We start from the raw sequence: 17,863 nt of genomic DNA on the forward strand, positions 1-17,863 counted from the left end.
ATCGCTAACACTTAATGTGCCAGCTTAAAATGCGATATATATTTCATGAAGTTGACCGTCACGATCAACCGTCAAATTTAATTCCGTTAGCTCATTTATAGATTGCCAAATCTTACTCATTGCAGTGGGATTAGTGAGGTCTTCACCATTTAATTGCGTTGCAATATCCCCTTCTTGTAATCCTACAGAGTCAAACAGCGCTCGCTCATTTCCAGGTCGAACACGATAGCCGAGCAAGCGATCATTTCTTTTTACCTGCGATAATCGTATGTAACGTAAGATACTTTGAGGATCTTCAACAACTTGCGCTCTAATGTCCGCTAATCGTACTTGGTTGTTTCCTACACCTTGAGAAGAAGTCACTGAATCTTGCTGTAACGCTCGTCTGCTGTACTCAATCCCTTCAAGCATTAACGTCTCATCTCTTCCTGAATTATCAATAATAACTCGGTCGATAAACACCGCTTTCAATTTTGCCTGAGTGCCTTCTATCTGTTCACCAATACCATAAGTAGACTGGCTGCCTCGATTAGCAATAATCGCCAAGCTGTTATTCTTATCTGACGTCGCAACGGCACCAACTAATACCAAATTCAATTTGGTTTTTGGTGCATCTTGAACAATAGGCTGTACGATAACAGGTGCGGTCTCAGAATAACGACCAAAGAGGTTGGCATTAACAAGGTTAGAGATATCGGTAGGTTTTTTGCCTGACAATTGTGTCACTTGAGATTGGTTTGCTTCCCATGAAGCAATGGTTGTGCTCGGTTGTTGTAGTTGCCAAAAAAGTTGCCCCAACAGCCACGATGAGCATGCAATAAATATTAGCGTTACAACAACACTAATAACAGATTGTGATTGTGTCCATAACAATGGTAACTTCCCGAAAAAGCGCATTTGCTTTTTATTCAGGCTCACAGTCGAGAGCATCCATAACCTCATACTAGTCAAAGACAAAAAAAAGAGTAGCGGAGAAGAATAGCATATCTTGATGATTATCTACGTAAGATAACTGCTACATTTTATTCTCGGCACTTGAAAAAATAGAGTCATATCACCATTTCTACACAAAATAGCAACAGGGTTTAGCGACTTATTTTACGGCATGTACCGAATTTACTTGGCTATAAGACCAGTATCATCCTGTAGCGTTCATTATTTTTAGGGTTGGGTATAAAAGTGAAATCAAATTCAGACACTGTTCGGCTAGATAAATGGCTTTGGGCAGCACGATTCTACAAAACACGCTCTATTGCTCGTAACATGGTTGACGGTGGCAAAGTACACTACAATGGACAGAGATCTAAACCCAGTAAACTCGTTGAACTGGGAGCAGTCATCACATTGAAACAAGGCCATGACGATAAGACGGTCATTATTGAAAAAGTTTCCGATCAACGTCGTGGAGCACCTGAAGCACAACTGCTTTATAGAGAGACAGAAGAGAGCATCGCGAAACGTGAAGAGAATCACGAGCAACGAAAACTAAATGCTTTCCATAGTCCAAGCCCGGATCGCCGACCGGATAAAAAACAGCGCCGTAATATTATTAAATTTAAACATCAATAAGCTGGAGTTTCCTGAAATGGCAAACAATGTATTAAACCGCTACCTATTTGAAGATCTTTCTGTTCGTGGCGAGTTGGTTCAACTAGATGAGACATACCAACAGATAATTTCCAGCAAGGAGTACCCTACTGCGGTTCAAAACTTGTTGGGTGAACTATTAGTTGCAACAACGCTGCTAACCGCAACCTTAAAGTTTGAAGGATCCATCACCTTACAATTACAAGGTGACGGCCCTGTTTCACTAGCGGTTATCAACGGCGATCACGATCAGAAGGTTCGCGGTGTCGCTCGCTGGGAAGGAGATATCGCCAACGATGCGAGTTTGCATGACTTGATGGGCAAAGGACACTTGGTGATTACCATTTCACCCAAGCAAGGAGAGCGCTATCAAGGTATCGTTGGTCTTGAAGGGGAAACCTTGGCTCACTGCCTTGAAGAGTACTTTGTTCGCTCTGAGCAGCTTAAAACACGACTTTGGTTCCGTTTAGGTCAACATGAAGGAAAAGCCCATGCTGCAGGTATGTTGCTACAGGTTATGCCGGATGGTACTGGTTCTGACAATGATTTCGAACATTTAGAGCAGTTGACTGACACAGTGAAAGATGAAGAGCTGTTTTCACTTCAGGCCAATGAGTTACTTTATCGCTTGTACAATCAAGAGACGGTTAAACTGTTTGATGCTCAACCTGTTGAATTTCATTGTGGTTGTTCACGCGAAAGAAGCGCCTCTGCCATCATTACGGTGGCAAAAGAAGAGGTTTACGACATGTTAACAACTGAAGGAACAATTTCTTTACATTGTGATTACTGCGGCACGAGTTATTCGTTCGACGAAAGTGATGTTACCGCTCTATATACACAAGCAGAAGCAGAGAACAAAACCGTTCACTAACATGCATATATGCAAACATTATTTTAATATTTAGATCAAGCCGGCAAAAACCGGCTTTTTTGTTACATAAAACCATATAAATCACCCAGTTAATCGACTCTCCACACATTTCTTACTTTCTTTTCTGTACAATATTTTGATCTAGCGCAAAGCTTTGCGTCCGCAACAACTGAAGCGTACTAAAGTGTGACGAACGAGCATAATCGATGTATTTTTCGTCAATTATTTTTGACTTATCTCCCTGTTTTCTCGCTTTCACGTTGATAGCATGGTGAACAGATTAAAAAAAAGAATTTACAAATTCCCTACAATTATCCAATAAGGAGCACCTATGACCGTAATGGAACATACTAAGGCTGCACAACTAGACCTAACTAAATACGGACTAACAAACGTAAAAGAGATTGTTCGCAATCCAAGTTACGAAATGTTATTCGCCGAGGAAACTCGTTCTGATTTAGAAGGGTATGAAAGAGGCGTAGTAACTGAGCTTGGCGCTGTTGCTGTTGATACTGGTATTTTCACCGGTCGTTCACCTAAAGATAAGTTCATCGTAAAAGATGCAACAACTGAAGAAAACATGTGGTGGACATCCGATCAAGTTAAAAATGATAACAAAGCTATCTCTACAGAGGTGTGGAACGAGCTTAAAGAACTAACAACAACACAGCTATCCGGCAAACGACTATTTGTTCTCGACTGCTATTGTGGCGCAAACGAAGATACACGTCTTTCTATCCGCTTTGTTACTGAAGTAGCTTGGCAGTGTCACTTCGTTAAAAATATGTTCATTCGACCAACAGAAGAAGAACTCGCAACGTTTGAACCTGACTTTGTCGTTATGAACGGCGCAAAAACAACAAACACTAACTGGGAAAAACAAGGCTTAAACTCAGAAAACTACACCGTATTTAACTTGACTGAAAAAATGCAGTTAATTGGTGGTACTTGGTATGGCGGCGAAATGAAGAAAGGTATGTTCGCCATGATGAACTACTTCTTACCTCTAAAAGGCATTGCATCAATGCACTGTTCTGCCAATGTGGGTGAAGAAGGCGATACCGCTATTTTCTTCGGTCTATCTGGTACAGGTAAAACCACACTATCAACCGATCCAAAACGCCAGCTAATTGGTGATGATGAGCACGGTTGGGATGATGATGGGGTATTCAACTACGAAGGTGGCTGCTACGCGAAAACCATCAACCTATCTAAAGAAGCTGAGCCGGATATCTACAATGCTATCCGCCGCGATGCACTACTAGAAAACGTCACTGTACGTAACGACGGTTCTATCGATTTTGATGATGGTTCTAAAACCGAGAATACTCGTGTTTCTTACCCTATCTACCATATCGACAACATTGTTAAACCTGTATCTAAAGCAGGACACGCACAGAAAGTTATCTTCTTAACAGCTGATGCATTTGGTGTGTTACCTCCGGTTGCTAAGTTGACTCCAGAGCAAACTAAGTACCACTTCTTATCAGGCTTTACCGCCAAATTAGCAGGTACTGAGCGAGGCATTACAGAGCCAACGCCAACCTTCTCTTCTTGCTTCGGTGCAGCGTTCTTAACACTACACCCAACTAAGTATGCAGAAGTATTGGTTAAGCGTATGGAAGCAGCAGGAGCAGAAGCTTACCTAGTGAACACTGGCTGGAACGGTACAGGTAAACGTATTTCTATCCAAGATACACGCGGTATTATTGATGCCATCTTAGATGGCTCAATCGAGAAAACAGATACTAAGCAAATTCCAGTATTCAACTTAGAAGTTCCAATGGCACTTCCTGGTGTTGACCCTGCGATTTTAGACCCACGTGATACTTATGTGGATCCACTACAATGGGAAAGCAAAGCTGAAGACTTGGCGCAGCGCTTTATCAAGAACTTTGAGAAGTATACTGATAACGCAGACGGTGCAGCATTAGTTTCTGCAGGACCTCAGTTAGACTAAATGACATAAAACTATGATAAAGCCCCTCAAATGAGGGGCTTTTTAATTGAATCAAATACTTTTTTACGGCAATCTCGTAACTCATATCGTTTAATATGGCCTTGCGTACTGCTTCAACGCTCTAGCTGCGCTTAAAAATGAGTAGAAGATATTGATGAGAAAAGCGTTATTTTTGACCATCACCACCCTTTTGTTGCTGTTATTAGCCGCTCTAGCAGGGCTCTATTGGGCAATGCAAAATCAATATGGGGTCAATATCGTCAACCAACTATTTGCGCGATATTCTAAGACACCAGTATCCATCAGTTCTATTCGTTATCATTACCCCAATCAGTTGTCGGTTACCGATGTTGAGTTACATCCCGAACAGCAACACCCCATCAATATAGATAACATCGATATTTGGTTAGATCTTTCCTCTCTATTATCTGAGCAGCAACAACTAGAAAGCGTTCTCATTAATGGGCTCTCTTTGCAAGATGGCTTACCTGACTTGCCCTGGCCAAATACTATAAAAGTAAAGCAGCTATCCATTTCTAACCTAGACTTTTCAGACGATAGCTTCATCGCCAGAGACGCCAGCATACAGATAAAGAACCCTCAGTTTGTCGCGCAGGGTCCCATTCCATTTGGCACCATTCAATTCTCGGCAGAGCAAATTTATTGGCAAGGTGAAGCATTTGACAGCGTCTTGCTTGACGCTGACTACAAACAACAAAACAGCACTATCTATGGCTTATCCTTCCGTTGGCGAGACGGTGAGTTCTCTGGCCAAGCAGAACAGTATCCTCACGGTTGGTCATTAATAAACGTAACGATAAACCAACTTCGCCTAGCAGCATCGCCATTAAACACTCTTGAACAAAACAAATGGCAAGCCATTACCAAGCATATCAGTCATATCAATAGCTTGGATCTGCTTGATAGCAGCATTAGCCTTAACAATATTCAGTTAACCAATGCCAACCTGTCGATTGAAAATCTAACGTTTCCATTTAATTTATGGCAGCAAAGCGAAGGATATATTTCATTAAATGCAGAAAGTATTGGCTATTTAAATCAACAATGGCTTGATCCTGTCTTCCAGCTCTACTTGCATAACAACAGCGTGCAATTAGTCGAAGGCAGTGTTGAATTCCAACAAGGTTTACTTCAAGCAAGTGGCTTATTTCAACCAAACAATTGGCAACTCTCTCATTTGTCCCTTTCTGGCATTAAATGGATAAGTGAACAATTGGATGACTTCGACCTAATAAGCAACAACATTAGTAATATCAAAAATTTATCGGTCAAAAAACTAGCAATCAAGCACGCTCAGATCATTCAGCTTGCCCAGAAACCTAATTGGCAATTGACAGGATTAGAGGTAAAAGGTGACAACCTTCAATTAGTAAAAGATGGAGAAATAGCACTTTGGAATGGAAAACTGGATATAAAGGCCAATAATGCAAGTTATGACCAACTGTATTCAAGCCTGCCAGTCATGAGCATGACAAGTGATAAGGGAATATGGCAGTTAAATGATCTATTTATTCCTCTTCGAGATGGTTTACTTGAGGCCAAAGGGCATTATCAACTGGATAAAGTCAGTCGCCCATGGAAAATTGAATCAACAGGGTATGGTGTACCAACCAACGTCTATCAATACTGGACTGACTTACCATTTAAACTTGAAGGTACCGTGGATTATCAGCTTACCGCTAATGGCCTTGCAGGTGACCCGCTAAACTTTCAACATAGCTTAACAGGGCAACTTTCTGCTTCACTTCGAGACGCTATATTAGTTCACCAGACCGGGGAGTCTGATATCGTCAGCCAACCTATCGATGTTACTGAACTCAAGATTATTGCTGACAGAGGTAGGGTGAAAATTGCAAACCAACAGATAAAAGGCGTAGGTGTCGCTGGTTTCCTTTCCGGACAATATGATTTGGTAGATAAACGCAATAATCACTTACAGTTAGAGTTATCTGAAAAGTGTACCCGTACTCACTATGATTTGCTAAACAACAGCACCGACACTCTCACCACCTGTGAGCAATAACAGATGGCTTGGTTTGAAAAACTCGGTTGACCTTCGGCCTCGGTTTTAACGGCCGTTTATTGTCACTTGATAGTGGGACAAAAAACGTTAACTGAGGGAACGCCTCTATCAAGATTTCTCTTTAAAAATCAACTACTCTACTGCGTTTTTGGTAATAGAACATAGGTACCTATAAACTCCACCGCCGCAATGTCGCCACTGTAGATGGTTACGTTAATAATAACCCGTGCTTTTCTGCCGTTCTTAAGCCTATCCAAGTCTCCACTGATTCCATCAAGAGAGGTGGTAGCTATTGGTGTCTCTTCAACGGGAAAGCGATATCTAATCTTACTGTCTGCCAAAACAATATCGGCATTTAGGTTGCGCTCACGCATCAGTAACCAAGTCATTCCCCAGCCTGTTAAGGTAGCCAAAGTGAAAGCGGAACCTGCGAACATGGAGTTACGCGGATTCAGGTTAGGGTTTAGTTGTGCACTACACTCAAACTGATAGCCAGTGTATTGATTAATTTTAATGCCCATTTTATCGCTAATGGGGATCTGCTGTTCCCAACGTTCTTGCAGCTCCGCGCACCATTGAGGTTTTCGTAAAATATTCTCCAGAGGATCAAGCTGCTTAACCATCTGCTGGTGACGGTTTTTGCCCACTTGATCACTGAGTTCACCTTTGCTTTCAAACTCATTCTTAGTGTAAAAAGCGATGGCTTCTTCGCGAGCATTACAAACCAGCCTTTTCACCCCTTCCTGACGCGCAAAAGATTCTAACGCCACCAAAATGAGTGAACCAAGCCCTTTATTTCGACGATTCGGCTTTACCGCCATATAACGAATCTGCGCTTCATTGTCTGGCGTAATATATAACCGCCCGACAGCCATTGGTCGCCCTCGGCCATCAACAATCATTCTATGGTGACTCATTTCGTCATACTCATCACGCTCAGATCCTTCAGGTAACCTAAGTGGCTCACGCAGCATTTGCCAGCGAAAGTGATAATACTTGGCTATCTGATTATCCGTTTTTGGCGTGATTAGTTTAAACATAATATTCCTTATTAAGGTGATTCAATCGTCGTCGACAACAACAGTGTCTACGTCATCCTTTTGCTCATTCTTTATACTTGTAACCAGAAAGTAACAGGGCCATCATTCACCAGCGACACTTTCATGTCCTGCGCAAATCGGCCTCTTTCGGTTGGCAGTACCGATGCACACTGATCAGAAAAATAATCGTATAAACGCTCCGCATCACTTGGGTGTGCACCACGAGAAAAGCCCGCTCTCGTGCCCTTCTTAGTATCTGCAGGAAGAGTAAATTGAGAAACTACGAGTACGCTACCACCAACTTGTTTCACATTTAGGTTCATCTTGCCATCATCATCAGAAAAAACGCGATATGTGGTTACTCGCTCCATTAAGCGCTTCGCTTTGGCCTCATCATCGTCTTTTTCTACACCAAGTAATACCAATAGTCCTTGGCCAATTTCTCCAACAATCTCACCATCGACTTTAACAGACGACTCACTTACTCTCTGAATCAACGCTATCACTCTCTTCCCTTCCTTCAATGCTTTCTTCAATGCTAGACGAGTGTACCATCTCTTGTGACAGACTCCACTGCTCACGCTCCCCTAAAGAAGCGGTAACTTCTGCACCAATAAGAACGATCAACCAGCACAAATAGACCCAGACAAACAGAATAGGGATAGCCGCTAATGCGCCATAAATCAGCTGATAGGAAGGAAACTGAGTGATATAAGCTGCAAACGCTTTTTTGCTGAGTTCAAACAACAACGCGGCAATTAGAGCCCCAACTGCCGCATTAACAGGAGCAACTTTTTTATTCGGCACCAACATATACAATCCCATAAAAGCAAAGAAGGAGAGAATAAGAGGAAGCCAGCGTAACAACAGATCGTAAATGCCTGAGAGGGCAGTACTATCTAAAAAACGCAATGAAGTAACGTATGAAGTGGCGGCAATACTCGCGCCAACCAGTATCGGCCCTAAAGTTAATACCATCCAGTACATAGAGAATGAAAATACAGCTCGACGTTTTTGCTCTATTCGCCAGATATAATTCAAGTTTTTATCGATATTAGAAATCAGCATCAACGCAGCAACAAACAAAAATGCACCACCTACCGCGGTCATCTTTCCGGTGTTCGCCACAAACTCTGCAAGGGCGGTCTTAACCGCTTCTCCTGCGGCAGGAACGAAATTTGTGATAACAAAATCTTGAATCACATTTCCCGCATCAGCAAAAACGGCAAACGATGATAACACCGATAGCAGTACCGTTAGCATTGGCACAATTGAGAGCAAAGTAATGTAAGCCAAGTAGCCAGCATTAACATTAATCCGATCATGATTCATCCGTGTTAAAAGATAACGCCCAAAGTGCACCGCTTGTCTCGTTATCAATTCAATTTTCAACTTGTATCTCCCTGCTAACTAAGCCAATCTATAATATCTAGAGTCCTCATCATATTAATAGAAAGGAAGCAAATATGCGCTATTTATTGGGCACTATTATGTCCATATTTATACTAACTGGCTGCCAGTCGACCTACTATTCTGCCATGGAAAAAGTCGGCTACCATAAAAGAGATATTATGGTTGATCGCGTTGAAGATGCCAGAAATTCACAACAAGAAGCCCAACAAGAATTTACCAGCGCCTTAGAAGCACTCTCTGCACTGACCAATTTTAACGGTGGTGAGTTGGAAACGGTTTATAACACCATTAATGATAAATATGAGAGCAGTGAAAGTGCAGCTCAGGATGTACGTGACCGTATTAGTGCTATAGAAGATGTATCTTCGGCACTGTTTGAAGAGTGGCAAGAAGAGTTGCAATTATACACCAGTGCTAGCTTACGCCGATCTAGTGAGCAAAAGCTGCGTGAAACCAAGTCATCCTACAACAAGATGCTAAATGCCATGAAAATGGCTGAGAAAAAGATGACGCCGGTACTCAATACCCTAAGGGACAATACGCTTTATTTAAAACATAACCTAAATGCCAGCGCCATTGGTTCGTTAAAAGGGGAGTTTTCTAATCTTGAACGAGACATTCAATACGCCATAAAGCAGATGAATTCAGCCATCAAAGAATCAGATGCTTTTCTTAGTAAGCTAAAACAAAAATAGAGTTACTCACCTATCAAGCATAAAAAAAGGGTGAGAAGTTATCTTCTCACCCTTTTTATTTAGCTATTCATGCTCGCCAATAAGCGGTACTTATTTGGCAGGACGGCTTGCACGCTTACGTTCGTTTTCAGTCAATAACTTCTTACGAATACGGATGCTTTCAGGTGTTACTTCTACCAACTCATCTTCATCGATAAACTCAAGCGCTTGCTCCAGAGTGTATTTGATTGGTGGTGACAGAACCTGTGCTTCATCGGTACCCGATGCACGAACGTTGGTTAGCTGCTTACCTTTAAGACAGTTAACGGTCAAATCGTTTGAACGGTTATGAATACCGATGATTTGTCCTTCATACACTTCATCAGCGTGCTCAGCAAATAGACGACCACGCTCTTGAAGGTTAAACAGAGCATAAGTTAACGCTTTACCTGTTGCATTTGAAATCAACACACCGTTATTACGTTGGCCGATAACACCACCTTTATGTGGTCCGTAATGATCGTAAGTATGGTAAAGCAGACCTGAACCTGAAGTCAGTGTCATAAATTCTGTCTGGAAACCGATAAGACCACGAGATGGCATCATAAAGTCCATACGTACACGGCCTTTACCATCTGGTGCCATATCCGTTAGTTCACCTTTACGGATACCAATGTTTTCCATGATACCGCCCTGATGCTCTTCAACCACATCAATCGTAACGGTTTCATAAGGTTCTAGTAGCTGACCATCTTCTTCTTTCAGAATAACTTCCGGACGAGATACCGCTAATTCAAAACCTTCACGACGCATGTTCTCGATCAGAATAGACAGGTGAAGCTCACCACGACCAGATACACGGAAACGGTCTGGGTTGTCAGTTTCTTCTACACGCAATGCAACATTGTGTACTAACTCTTTCTCTAGACGCTCTAGGATATTACGAGAGGTAACAAATTTACCTTCTTTACCGGCGAATGGAGAGGTGTTTACCTGGAACGTCATGGTTACTGTTGGTTCATCAACAGATAGCGGAGTCATCGCTTCAACATTATTTTGGTCACAAATCGTGTCTGAAATTTTCAGCTCACCCAGACCTGTAATTGCGATGATGTCACCCGCATTGGCTTGATCCGTTTCATGGCGCTCTAAGCCAAGGTAACCAAGAACGGTACCAACCTTGCCATTTCGTTTCTTACCATCAGCGCTGACAATAGTTACTTGCTGGTTAGGCTTAACTGAGCCGCGAGTTACACGACATACACCGATAACACCAACATAAGAACTGTAGTCAAGCTGAGATACCTGCATTTGCAGAGCACCATCAATATCAACGCTTGGTGCGTCTACAGTATCAACAACAGCTTGGAACAACGGTTCCATATCTTCACCAACCGTACCTTCTTCCATTGTTGCCCAACCGTTTAAAGCTGAAGCGTAAACAACAGTAAAGTCTAACTGCTCATCGGTAGCACCTAGGTTATCAAACAGATCAAATACTTGATCCATAACCCAATCAGGACGTGCACCCGGACGGTCAATTTTGTTGATAACAACAATTGGCTTAAGACCGTGTGCGAAAGCTTTTTGTGTTACAAAGCGAGTTTGAGGCATTGGGCCGTCAACAGCATCAACGATCAATAAAACAGAATCTACCATTGACATGATACGCTCTACTTCACCACCGAAATCGGCGTGTCCCGGAGTATCTACGATATTAATACGGTAGTCGTTCCAGTTAATCGCTGTGTTCTTAGCAAGAATGGTAATACCGCGCTCTTTCTCGATATCGTTCGAGTCCATAACACGTTCTTCTGCTTCTCCACGAGATTCTAGAGTACCTGATTGCTGAAGCAGCTTATCTACTAATGTTGTTTTACCGTGGTCAACGTGCGCGATGATCGCGATATTTCTTAATTTATCAATCTGTGGAGTAGCCATGAATTTTGAGTCACTCAATTATCAAGCAGGGTTCATTCGCTGCTTTTGGTTTAAAAAATCGGCGCTAATGTAGCAGATTTTTCTCTAAACAGCTAAGAAATGTGATCTGATACGACGAAAATTGTTCATTTTTTGTCAAAAATCCTACTTGTTAACCATAGTTTGCTTTGTAGAGCCAAGCAATCTTATTCGTTTTACATTAACGTTGAATATTAACCACTCATACCAAAGCTCTAAAAAAGTGGGCTCTTCTACAAATTTTTTCTACAGCAAAATCCATTAACCGCGTATAGCCCCTGCATCTCAAAACTGCTCAGCAATATGCTACACATTGACAGTTTTCATCTTGACTATTTACCTCAAACCATGCTGAATGAACAAGTAAGTTTATTGTAGCCACATCACATTGCACCAAATATGTGCAAACAGTGATCATTTTGGTGCACAGCCGCCATCAAAGAGCCGCTTTAAAATTACAAGCCCATGAAATTAAAAGGATTATAATAAGTGGCACGGTTTTAGCTTAGTAACAGCATCATAGATTAATGCAATTACTGCAAAGACATTAATCAATGACGATTTAGTAAATCGAAACTGTACCGCATTAATAACACTGGAGGTTATCCAAGATGTCAGTAGAAAATGTTTTATCGCTTATCCAAGAAAACGAAGTTAAGTTTATCGACCTACGCTTTACCGATACCAAAGGTAAAGAGCAGCATATTTCTATCCCTGCTCACCAAATCGACGCAGATTTCTTCGAAGAAGGTAAGATGTTTGATGGTTCGTCTGTTGCTGGTTGGAAAGGAATCAACGAGTCAGACATGGTCATGATGCCTGACGCAACAAGTGCTGTATTAGACCCATTCACTGAAGACTCAACGCTAAATATCCGTTGTGACATTCTAGAGCCTGCCACTATGCAAGGCTATGACCGTGACCCACGCTCTATCGCGAAACGTGCAGAAGACTACATGAAAGCTTCTGGCGTAGCCGATTCAGTATTGGTTGGCCCTGAACCAGAATTCTTCCTATTTGATGATGTTAAGTTTAATACCGACATATCAGGTTCTTTCTTTAAGATTGATGATGTAGAAGCGTCTTGGAACACTGGTTCTCACGTTGAAGGTGGTAACAAAGGTCACCGTCCAGGTGTGAAGGGTGGTTACTTCCCAGTAGCCCCAGTGGATTCATCTCAAGATATCCGTAGCGCAATGTGTCTAGTGATGGAAGAGATGGGACTGGTTGTTGAAGCTCACCACCACGAGGTAGCGACAGCAGGTCAAAACGAAATTGCTACTCGTTTCAATACCCTAACTGCAAAAGCAGATGAAATCCAAATCTATAAGTATGTTGTTCACAATGTCGCTCACGCGTACGGAAAAACAGCAACCTTTATGCCTAAGCCACTTGTTGGTGATAACGGTAGTGGTATGCACGTTCACATGTCTTTAAACAAAGATGGTGTTAACTTGTTTGCTGGTGATAAGTACGGCGGCCTATCTGAAATGGCTCTTTACTACATTGGTGGTATCATTAAGCACGCTCGCGCTATTAACGCCTTTGCTAATGCATCAACTAACTCGTACAAACGTCTTGTACCCGGTTTTGAAGCACCAGTAATGCTGGCGTACTCTGCACGTAACCGTTCAGCTTCAATCCGTATCCCAGTGGTACCAAGCCCTAAAGCTCGTCGTATCGAACTGCGCTTTGGTGACCCGACAGCAAACCCATACTTAGGTTTTGCAGCGATGCTGATGGCAGGCCTAGACGGCATTAAGAACAAGATTCACCCAGGTGAAGCAATGGATAAAGATCTCTATGACTTGCCTGCTGAAGAAGCAGCAGAGATCCCAACCGTTGCAGAATCATTGCAGCAAGCTCTTGCATGTCTTGATGACGACCGTGAGTTCTTGACTGCCGGTGGCGTATTCTCTGATGACTTTATCGATTCTTACATCGCGCTTAAGTCTGAAGATGTTGAGAAAATCAATATGGCGACTCACCCACTAGAGTTTGAACTTTACTACTCTGTATAATCGCCACGATTTGACTTGTTAATCGAAGCTCGCCATTTGGCGAGCTTTTTTGTTTCATGCTTTTAACACTCTGAATCGTCAAGCCAATCAACAAGAAAGCGCTCTAGCAATAGAGCAAACTCACCACCAGCCCTCGCAAAATCAGTTCATAATTTAATTCGTTGTCACTCACGGCCAAAGCGGCAAGCTAATTGCATTATTAGAGTCATACCAGAGGATGTCATCGCTGATAGCAACGATTTGCTCAGCAATGTAGAGAAATAGTGCTATTAACGCTACCGTTGCGCCGCACTATCATTCATACTAAAAATTGAGTTGCACAATTTTGGTGCAATGTTCAATAATAGAGCAGAAATAAGGAAACTGTTGTGACCAATGATCTTTCCACTGCCATTTTAGAGAATGTCGTCACCGCCACGCTAATGCTGGATGAGGACCTAGTGGTTCGCTACGCTAATCCCGCGACCGAGCAGCTTTTTTCACAAAGCACAAAACGTATTGTTGATAGCCCTCTCTCCAAACTGATTCAGCACGCCTCGATGGATCTGGCATTACTCACCCAGCCACTGCAGAGCGGACAGAGTATTACCGACAGCGATGTTACCTTTGTTGTTGACGGAAAACCTTTAATGCTAGAAGTGACCGCCAGTCCAATCACATGGCAAAAGCAGCTAATGCTGCTCATTGAGATGCGCAGAATTGGTCAACAGCGACGATTAAGCCAAGAGCTGAATCAACACGCTCAACAGCAAGCGGCAAAACTGTTAGTCAGAGGATTGGCTCATGAAATTAAAAACCCACTAGGGGGCTTAAGAGGCGCGGCACAACTGTTAGAAAAAATGCTGCCAGAACCATCATTAACGGAATATACCCAAATTATCATAGAGCAAGCAGACAGACTTCGAGCTCTTGTTGATCGATTATTAGGGCCACAAAAACCGGGCAAGAAACGGCCAGAAAACCTGCATATAGTGTTAGAGAAAGTGCGACAATTGGTGGAGCTGGAGTCCGGTTCTAAAGTGATTATTGATCGCGATTATGACCCTAGCTTGCCTGATCTGTTGATCGATGCCGATCAAATTGAACAGGCCCTACTCAATATTGTTAGCAATGCGGCACAAATACTGTCTGGTCAACAAGATGCCCGTATTACTCTAAAAACCCGCACGGTTCACCAAGCCAATATTCACGGTCAACGATATAAACTCTCAGCTCGAATTGAAATTATCGATAATGGACCGGGAATTCCCACTAAGTTGCAAGACACTCTGTTCTATCCAATGGTTAGTGGCCGAGAGGGAGGTACAGGGTTAGGGCTCTCTATTTCACAAAACTTAATCGATCAGCACAAAGGCAAAATCGATGTAGAGAGCTGGCCGGGTCGAACCACATTTACTATTTACTTGCCGATATAACGAAAGATAAATGCCATATAGGCATAAACAAGGATATTTATGAGTAAAGGATACGTTTGGGTTGTTGATGACGACAGTTCAATTCGCTGGGTAATGGAAAAAACCCTCTCTTCAGCGAAGATTCGCTGTGAAACTTTTGCTGATGCAGAAAGTGTTCTTACTGCATTAGAAAGAGAGTGCCCTGATGTGTTGGTGTCTGACATTCGTATGCCAGGTATGGACGGTCTGGATCTGCTAGGTCAGGTTCATCGCCAATATCCCGATCTACCCATTATCATTATGACAGCACATTCTGATCTAGATGCTGCCGTTAACGCATACCAACATGGTGCTTTTGAATACATTCCTAAACCATTCGACATTGATGAGACATTAACTTTAGTAGAAAGAGCCATCACTCACAGTTACGAGCAGAAGAGAAGCAATAACCTTGACGATACTCTTCCTAGTGATACTCCAGAGATCATCGGCGAAGCCCCAACCATGCAAGAGGTTTTTAGAGCAATTGGTCGTCTCTCTCGGTCTTCGATTTCTGTATTAATTAATGGCGAATCAGGTACAGGTAAAGAACTTGTGGCTCATGCACTTCATCGCCACAGTCCTAGAGCGAAAAATCCTTTTATTGCACTCAACATGGCTGCTATCCCTAAAGACTTAATTGAGTCGGAACTTTTCGGTCATGAAAAAGGAGCATTTACTGGCGCAAATAGTGTCCGTCACGGCCGATTTGAGCAAGCAAATGGAGGAACATTGTTTCTCGATGAGATAGGCGACATGCCTTTAGATATTCAGACACGGCTGCTTCGAGTCCTTTCCGATGGTCAGTTTTATCGTGTGGGTGGTCACTCTGCGATAAAAGTGGACGTTAGAATTGTTGCCGCGACTCATCAAAATTTAGAGCAGCTTGTTCATGAAGGGGATTTTAGGGAAGACCTTTTTCATCGCTTAAACGTAATACGCATACAAATTCCGGCGCTAAGAGAACGAAAACAGGATATAGAAAAGCTCTCACAGCACTTTCTAGTGCTTGCTGCTGAAGAGTTAGGGGTAGAAGTAAAAACCCTACACTCAACCACCATTGAGGCTCTTAAAAAGCTTCCTTGGCCGGGAAACGTTCGTCAGTTAGAGAACATTTGTCGCTGGCTCACCGTAATGGCCAGTGGCAGTGAAGTACTGCCTACAGATCTGCCTACAGAACTGGTACAAGAGAAGCCGGTACTGTTGGCATCTAATAGTGATAACTGGCAAACACAGTTAGATAACTGGGCAAGAGCAGCCCTCACCTCTGGAGAGACGGAACTGCTATCATACGCATTGCCAGAGTTTGAACGAATACTACTTACTGCAGCGCTCAATCATACCAATGGACACAAACAAGAAGCCGCTAAAGTACTTGGCTGGGGACGAAATACCCTAACGAGAAAACTGAAAGAGCTGAATATCAATTGATCTAATCACAACGTCAGCAAGCTGGGTATGACCATACTCCTCACCCAAAAGAGCCATCAACAGCTATGGTTAACAGATAAAGAAAAACAGCCTATTCGGCTGTTTTTCTCTGTTTCTGCTACAGACAAATCGACATTTCTCTCCATATACTTATCTAAACCTGTCTGTTGATAATGTGTACCATTCAATTTCGATACCACAGGTTTGTCCGACCAACATTAAAAGACCAAGCCAAGGACAACAACAATGATTAATAAAGAGCTGCCTTTAACAGATATTCATCGCCATCTTGACGGAAATGTTCGAATTGAAACCATTTTAGAGTTAGGCAGCAAATTTTCTGTTAACTTGCCCGCGAATGATATCGACTCTTTACGCCCATACGTACAGATAATAGAAGCAGAGCCTACACTCGTTGCTTTCTTATCCAAGCTTGATTGGGGCTGTGCCGTACTGGGTGATTTAGACGCTTGCCGTCGCATTGCTTATGAAAATGTTGAGGATGCCCTAAACGCTCAAATAGATTACGCGGAACTCCGTTTCTCACCATATTACATGGCGATGAAACACAATTTACCCGTAGCTGGAGTGGTTGAAGCGGTCATTGATGGTGTCCAAGCGGGTAGCCGAGACTTCTGCGTAAAAACCAACTTGATAGGCATAATGAGCCGCTCTTTTGGCACTGACGCCTGTCAACAAGAACTTGATGCTTTACTTAGCCAGAAGCAGCACCTAGTCGCGGTAGATTTAGCAGGAGACGAGCTCGGACAACCAGGAGAGTTATTTGTACCACACTTTAAACAAGTTCGTGATGCAGGACTTAGAGTGACCGTCCATGCGGGTGAAGCAGCTGGAGCTGCCAGTATGTGGCAAGCAATTGAAGAGCTAGGTGCCGAACGAATAGGTCATGGCGTTAAAGCCATTGAAGACACAAGACTGATGGACTTTTTGGTAGAGAAACGTATTGGCATTGAATCCTGCTTAACATCAAACATTCAAACTAGCACGGTACCTTCATTAGCTGAGCATCCAATTAGAGCCTTCTTACAACACGGTGTTCTTGCATCACTTAATACTGATGACCCGGCCGTTGAGGGCATTGAACTTCCCCATGAATACGAAGTCGCCGCTCCGCAAGCAGGATTAAGTACAGCACAGGTTCATCAGGCGCAAATTAACGGTTTGGATATTTCGTTTTTATCTGATGCAGAGAAAATGGAATTGAAAACAGAAGTCGCCCGTCGACAGTTAAACTCATCAACATAATATGGCTTGATGTGTGTGATTCATAAAGATGGTTAAAGCGCGAAAACAAACCATAAAATGTATTAGTTCCGACTAGATCTGACACTTCAATTTGAAAAGAAGAGAGTTACCCACTTTGATTAAGGTGCTGAATCTTAAATCAAAGAAAAGAGGTAACTCTC

At 42.6% G+C, this 17,863-nt stretch carries 14 protein-coding genes; 9 read left to right on the top strand and 5 right to left on the bottom strand.

What is annotated here, in order from left to right:
- Positions 1-24: 24 nt before the first annotated feature.
- Complete coding sequence (gene gspC, locus F0227_RS12460) at positions 25-873, bottom strand: type II secretion system protein GspC (RefSeq protein ID WP_253822091.1); 849 nt, start codon at positions 871-873, stop codon at positions 25-27.
- A gap of 306 nt (positions 874-1,179) precedes the next feature.
- On the opposite strand from gspC, the gene hslR reads away from it, so the two are divergent.
- The 4 genes from hslR (at position 1,180) to F0227_RS12480 (ending at position 6,465) form a co-directional block, all read left to right on the top strand.
- The gene (gene hslR / locus F0227_RS12465) at positions 1,180-1,569 is read left to right on the top strand and encodes a ribosome-associated heat shock protein Hsp15 (protein ID WP_171753535.1); all 390 of its coding nucleotides are present in this window, start codon (positions 1,180-1,182) and stop codon (positions 1,567-1,569) included.
- 16 nt (positions 1,570-1,585) lie between these two features.
- Positions 1,586-2,461: an Hsp33 family molecular chaperone HslO gene (hslO, locus tag F0227_RS12470; RefSeq protein ID WP_171753536.1), complete on the top strand. Its 876-nt coding sequence runs from the start codon at positions 1,586-1,588 to the stop codon at positions 2,459-2,461.
- A 331-nt stretch (positions 2,462-2,792) separates the two neighbouring features.
- The gene (gene pckA / locus F0227_RS12475; RefSeq protein WP_171753537.1) at positions 2,793-4,421 is read left to right on the top strand and encodes a phosphoenolpyruvate carboxykinase (ATP); all 1,629 of its coding nucleotides are present in this window, start codon (positions 2,793-2,795) and stop codon (positions 4,419-4,421) included.
- 154 nt (positions 4,422-4,575) lie between these two features.
- The gene (locus F0227_RS12480; protein ID WP_171753538.1) at positions 4,576-6,465 is read left to right on the top strand and encodes an AsmA family protein; all 1,890 of its coding nucleotides are present in this window, start codon (positions 4,576-4,578) and stop codon (positions 6,463-6,465) included.
- Between the two features lie 137 nt (positions 6,466-6,602).
- Here the strand turns inward: F0227_RS12480 and F0227_RS12485 are convergent, their stop codons facing one another.
- The 3 genes from F0227_RS12485 to F0227_RS12495 all read right to left on the bottom strand — a co-directional run bounded on the left by F0227_RS12485 (position 6,603) and on the right by F0227_RS12495 (position 8,897).
- Positions 6,603-7,505: a bifunctional GNAT family N-acetyltransferase/hotdog fold thioesterase gene (locus tag F0227_RS12485; RefSeq protein ID WP_171753539.1), complete on the bottom strand. Its 903-nt coding sequence runs from the start codon at positions 7,503-7,505 to the stop codon at positions 6,603-6,605.
- Positions 7,506-7,576: 71 nt separating this feature from the next.
- Positions 7,577-8,011: a D-aminoacyl-tRNA deacylase gene (gene dtd, locus F0227_RS12490; protein ID WP_171753540.1), complete on the bottom strand. Its 435-nt coding sequence runs from the start codon at positions 8,009-8,011 to the stop codon at positions 7,577-7,579.
- Positions 7,983-8,897, bottom strand: a complete 915-nt coding sequence (locus tag F0227_RS12495) for a virulence factor BrkB family protein (protein WP_171753541.1) — start codon at positions 8,895-8,897, stop codon at positions 7,983-7,985. The genes dtd and F0227_RS12495 overlap by 29 nt, the downstream gene beginning before the upstream one ends.
- A 74-nt stretch (positions 8,898-8,971) precedes the next feature.
- On the opposite strand from F0227_RS12495, the gene F0227_RS12500 reads away from it, so the two are divergent.
- Positions 8,972-9,613, top strand: a complete 642-nt coding sequence (locus F0227_RS12500) for a DUF2959 domain-containing protein (RefSeq protein ID WP_171753542.1) — start codon at positions 8,972-8,974, stop codon at positions 9,611-9,613.
- Between the two features lie 90 nt (positions 9,614-9,703).
- On the opposite strand, the gene typA is transcribed toward F0227_RS12500, so the two are convergent.
- Entirely contained in the window at positions 9,704-11,533 is a 1,830-nt protein-coding gene (gene typA / locus F0227_RS12505; protein WP_171753543.1) for a translational GTPase TypA, read from the bottom strand.
- 629 nt (positions 11,534-12,162) lie between these two features.
- Here typA and glnA point away from each other — a divergent pair.
- The 4 genes from glnA (at position 12,163) to add (ending at position 17,702) form a co-directional block, all read left to right on the top strand.
- Positions 12,163-13,572: a glutamate--ammonia ligase gene (glnA, locus tag F0227_RS12510; RefSeq protein WP_171753544.1), complete on the top strand. Its 1,410-nt coding sequence runs from the start codon at positions 12,163-12,165 to the stop codon at positions 13,570-13,572.
- A 368-nt stretch (positions 13,573-13,940) separates the two neighbouring features.
- Positions 13,941-14,987 carry a nitrogen regulation protein NR(II) gene (gene glnL, locus F0227_RS12515; protein ID WP_171753545.1) on the top strand — a complete coding sequence of 349 codons (1,047 nt, stop codon included), beginning with the start codon at positions 13,941-13,943 and terminating at the stop codon, positions 14,985-14,987.
- Positions 14,988-15,026: 39 nt separating this feature from the next.
- Entirely contained in the window at positions 15,027-16,436 is a 1,410-nt protein-coding gene (glnG, locus tag F0227_RS12520) for a nitrogen regulation protein NR(I) (RefSeq protein ID WP_171753546.1), read from the top strand.
- 246 nt (positions 16,437-16,682) lie between these two features.
- On the top strand, positions 16,683-17,702 hold the full coding sequence (gene add / locus F0227_RS12525; protein WP_171753547.1) for an adenosine deaminase: 1,020 nt from the start codon (positions 16,683-16,685) through the stop codon (positions 17,700-17,702).
- Positions 17,703-17,863 lie beyond the last annotated feature (161 nt).

The organism is Vibrio sp. 99-8-1, from assembly GCF_013114595.1.
In the GTDB taxonomy this organism is placed as follows: Bacteria; Pseudomonadota; Gammaproteobacteria; order Enterobacterales; family Vibrionaceae; genus Vibrio.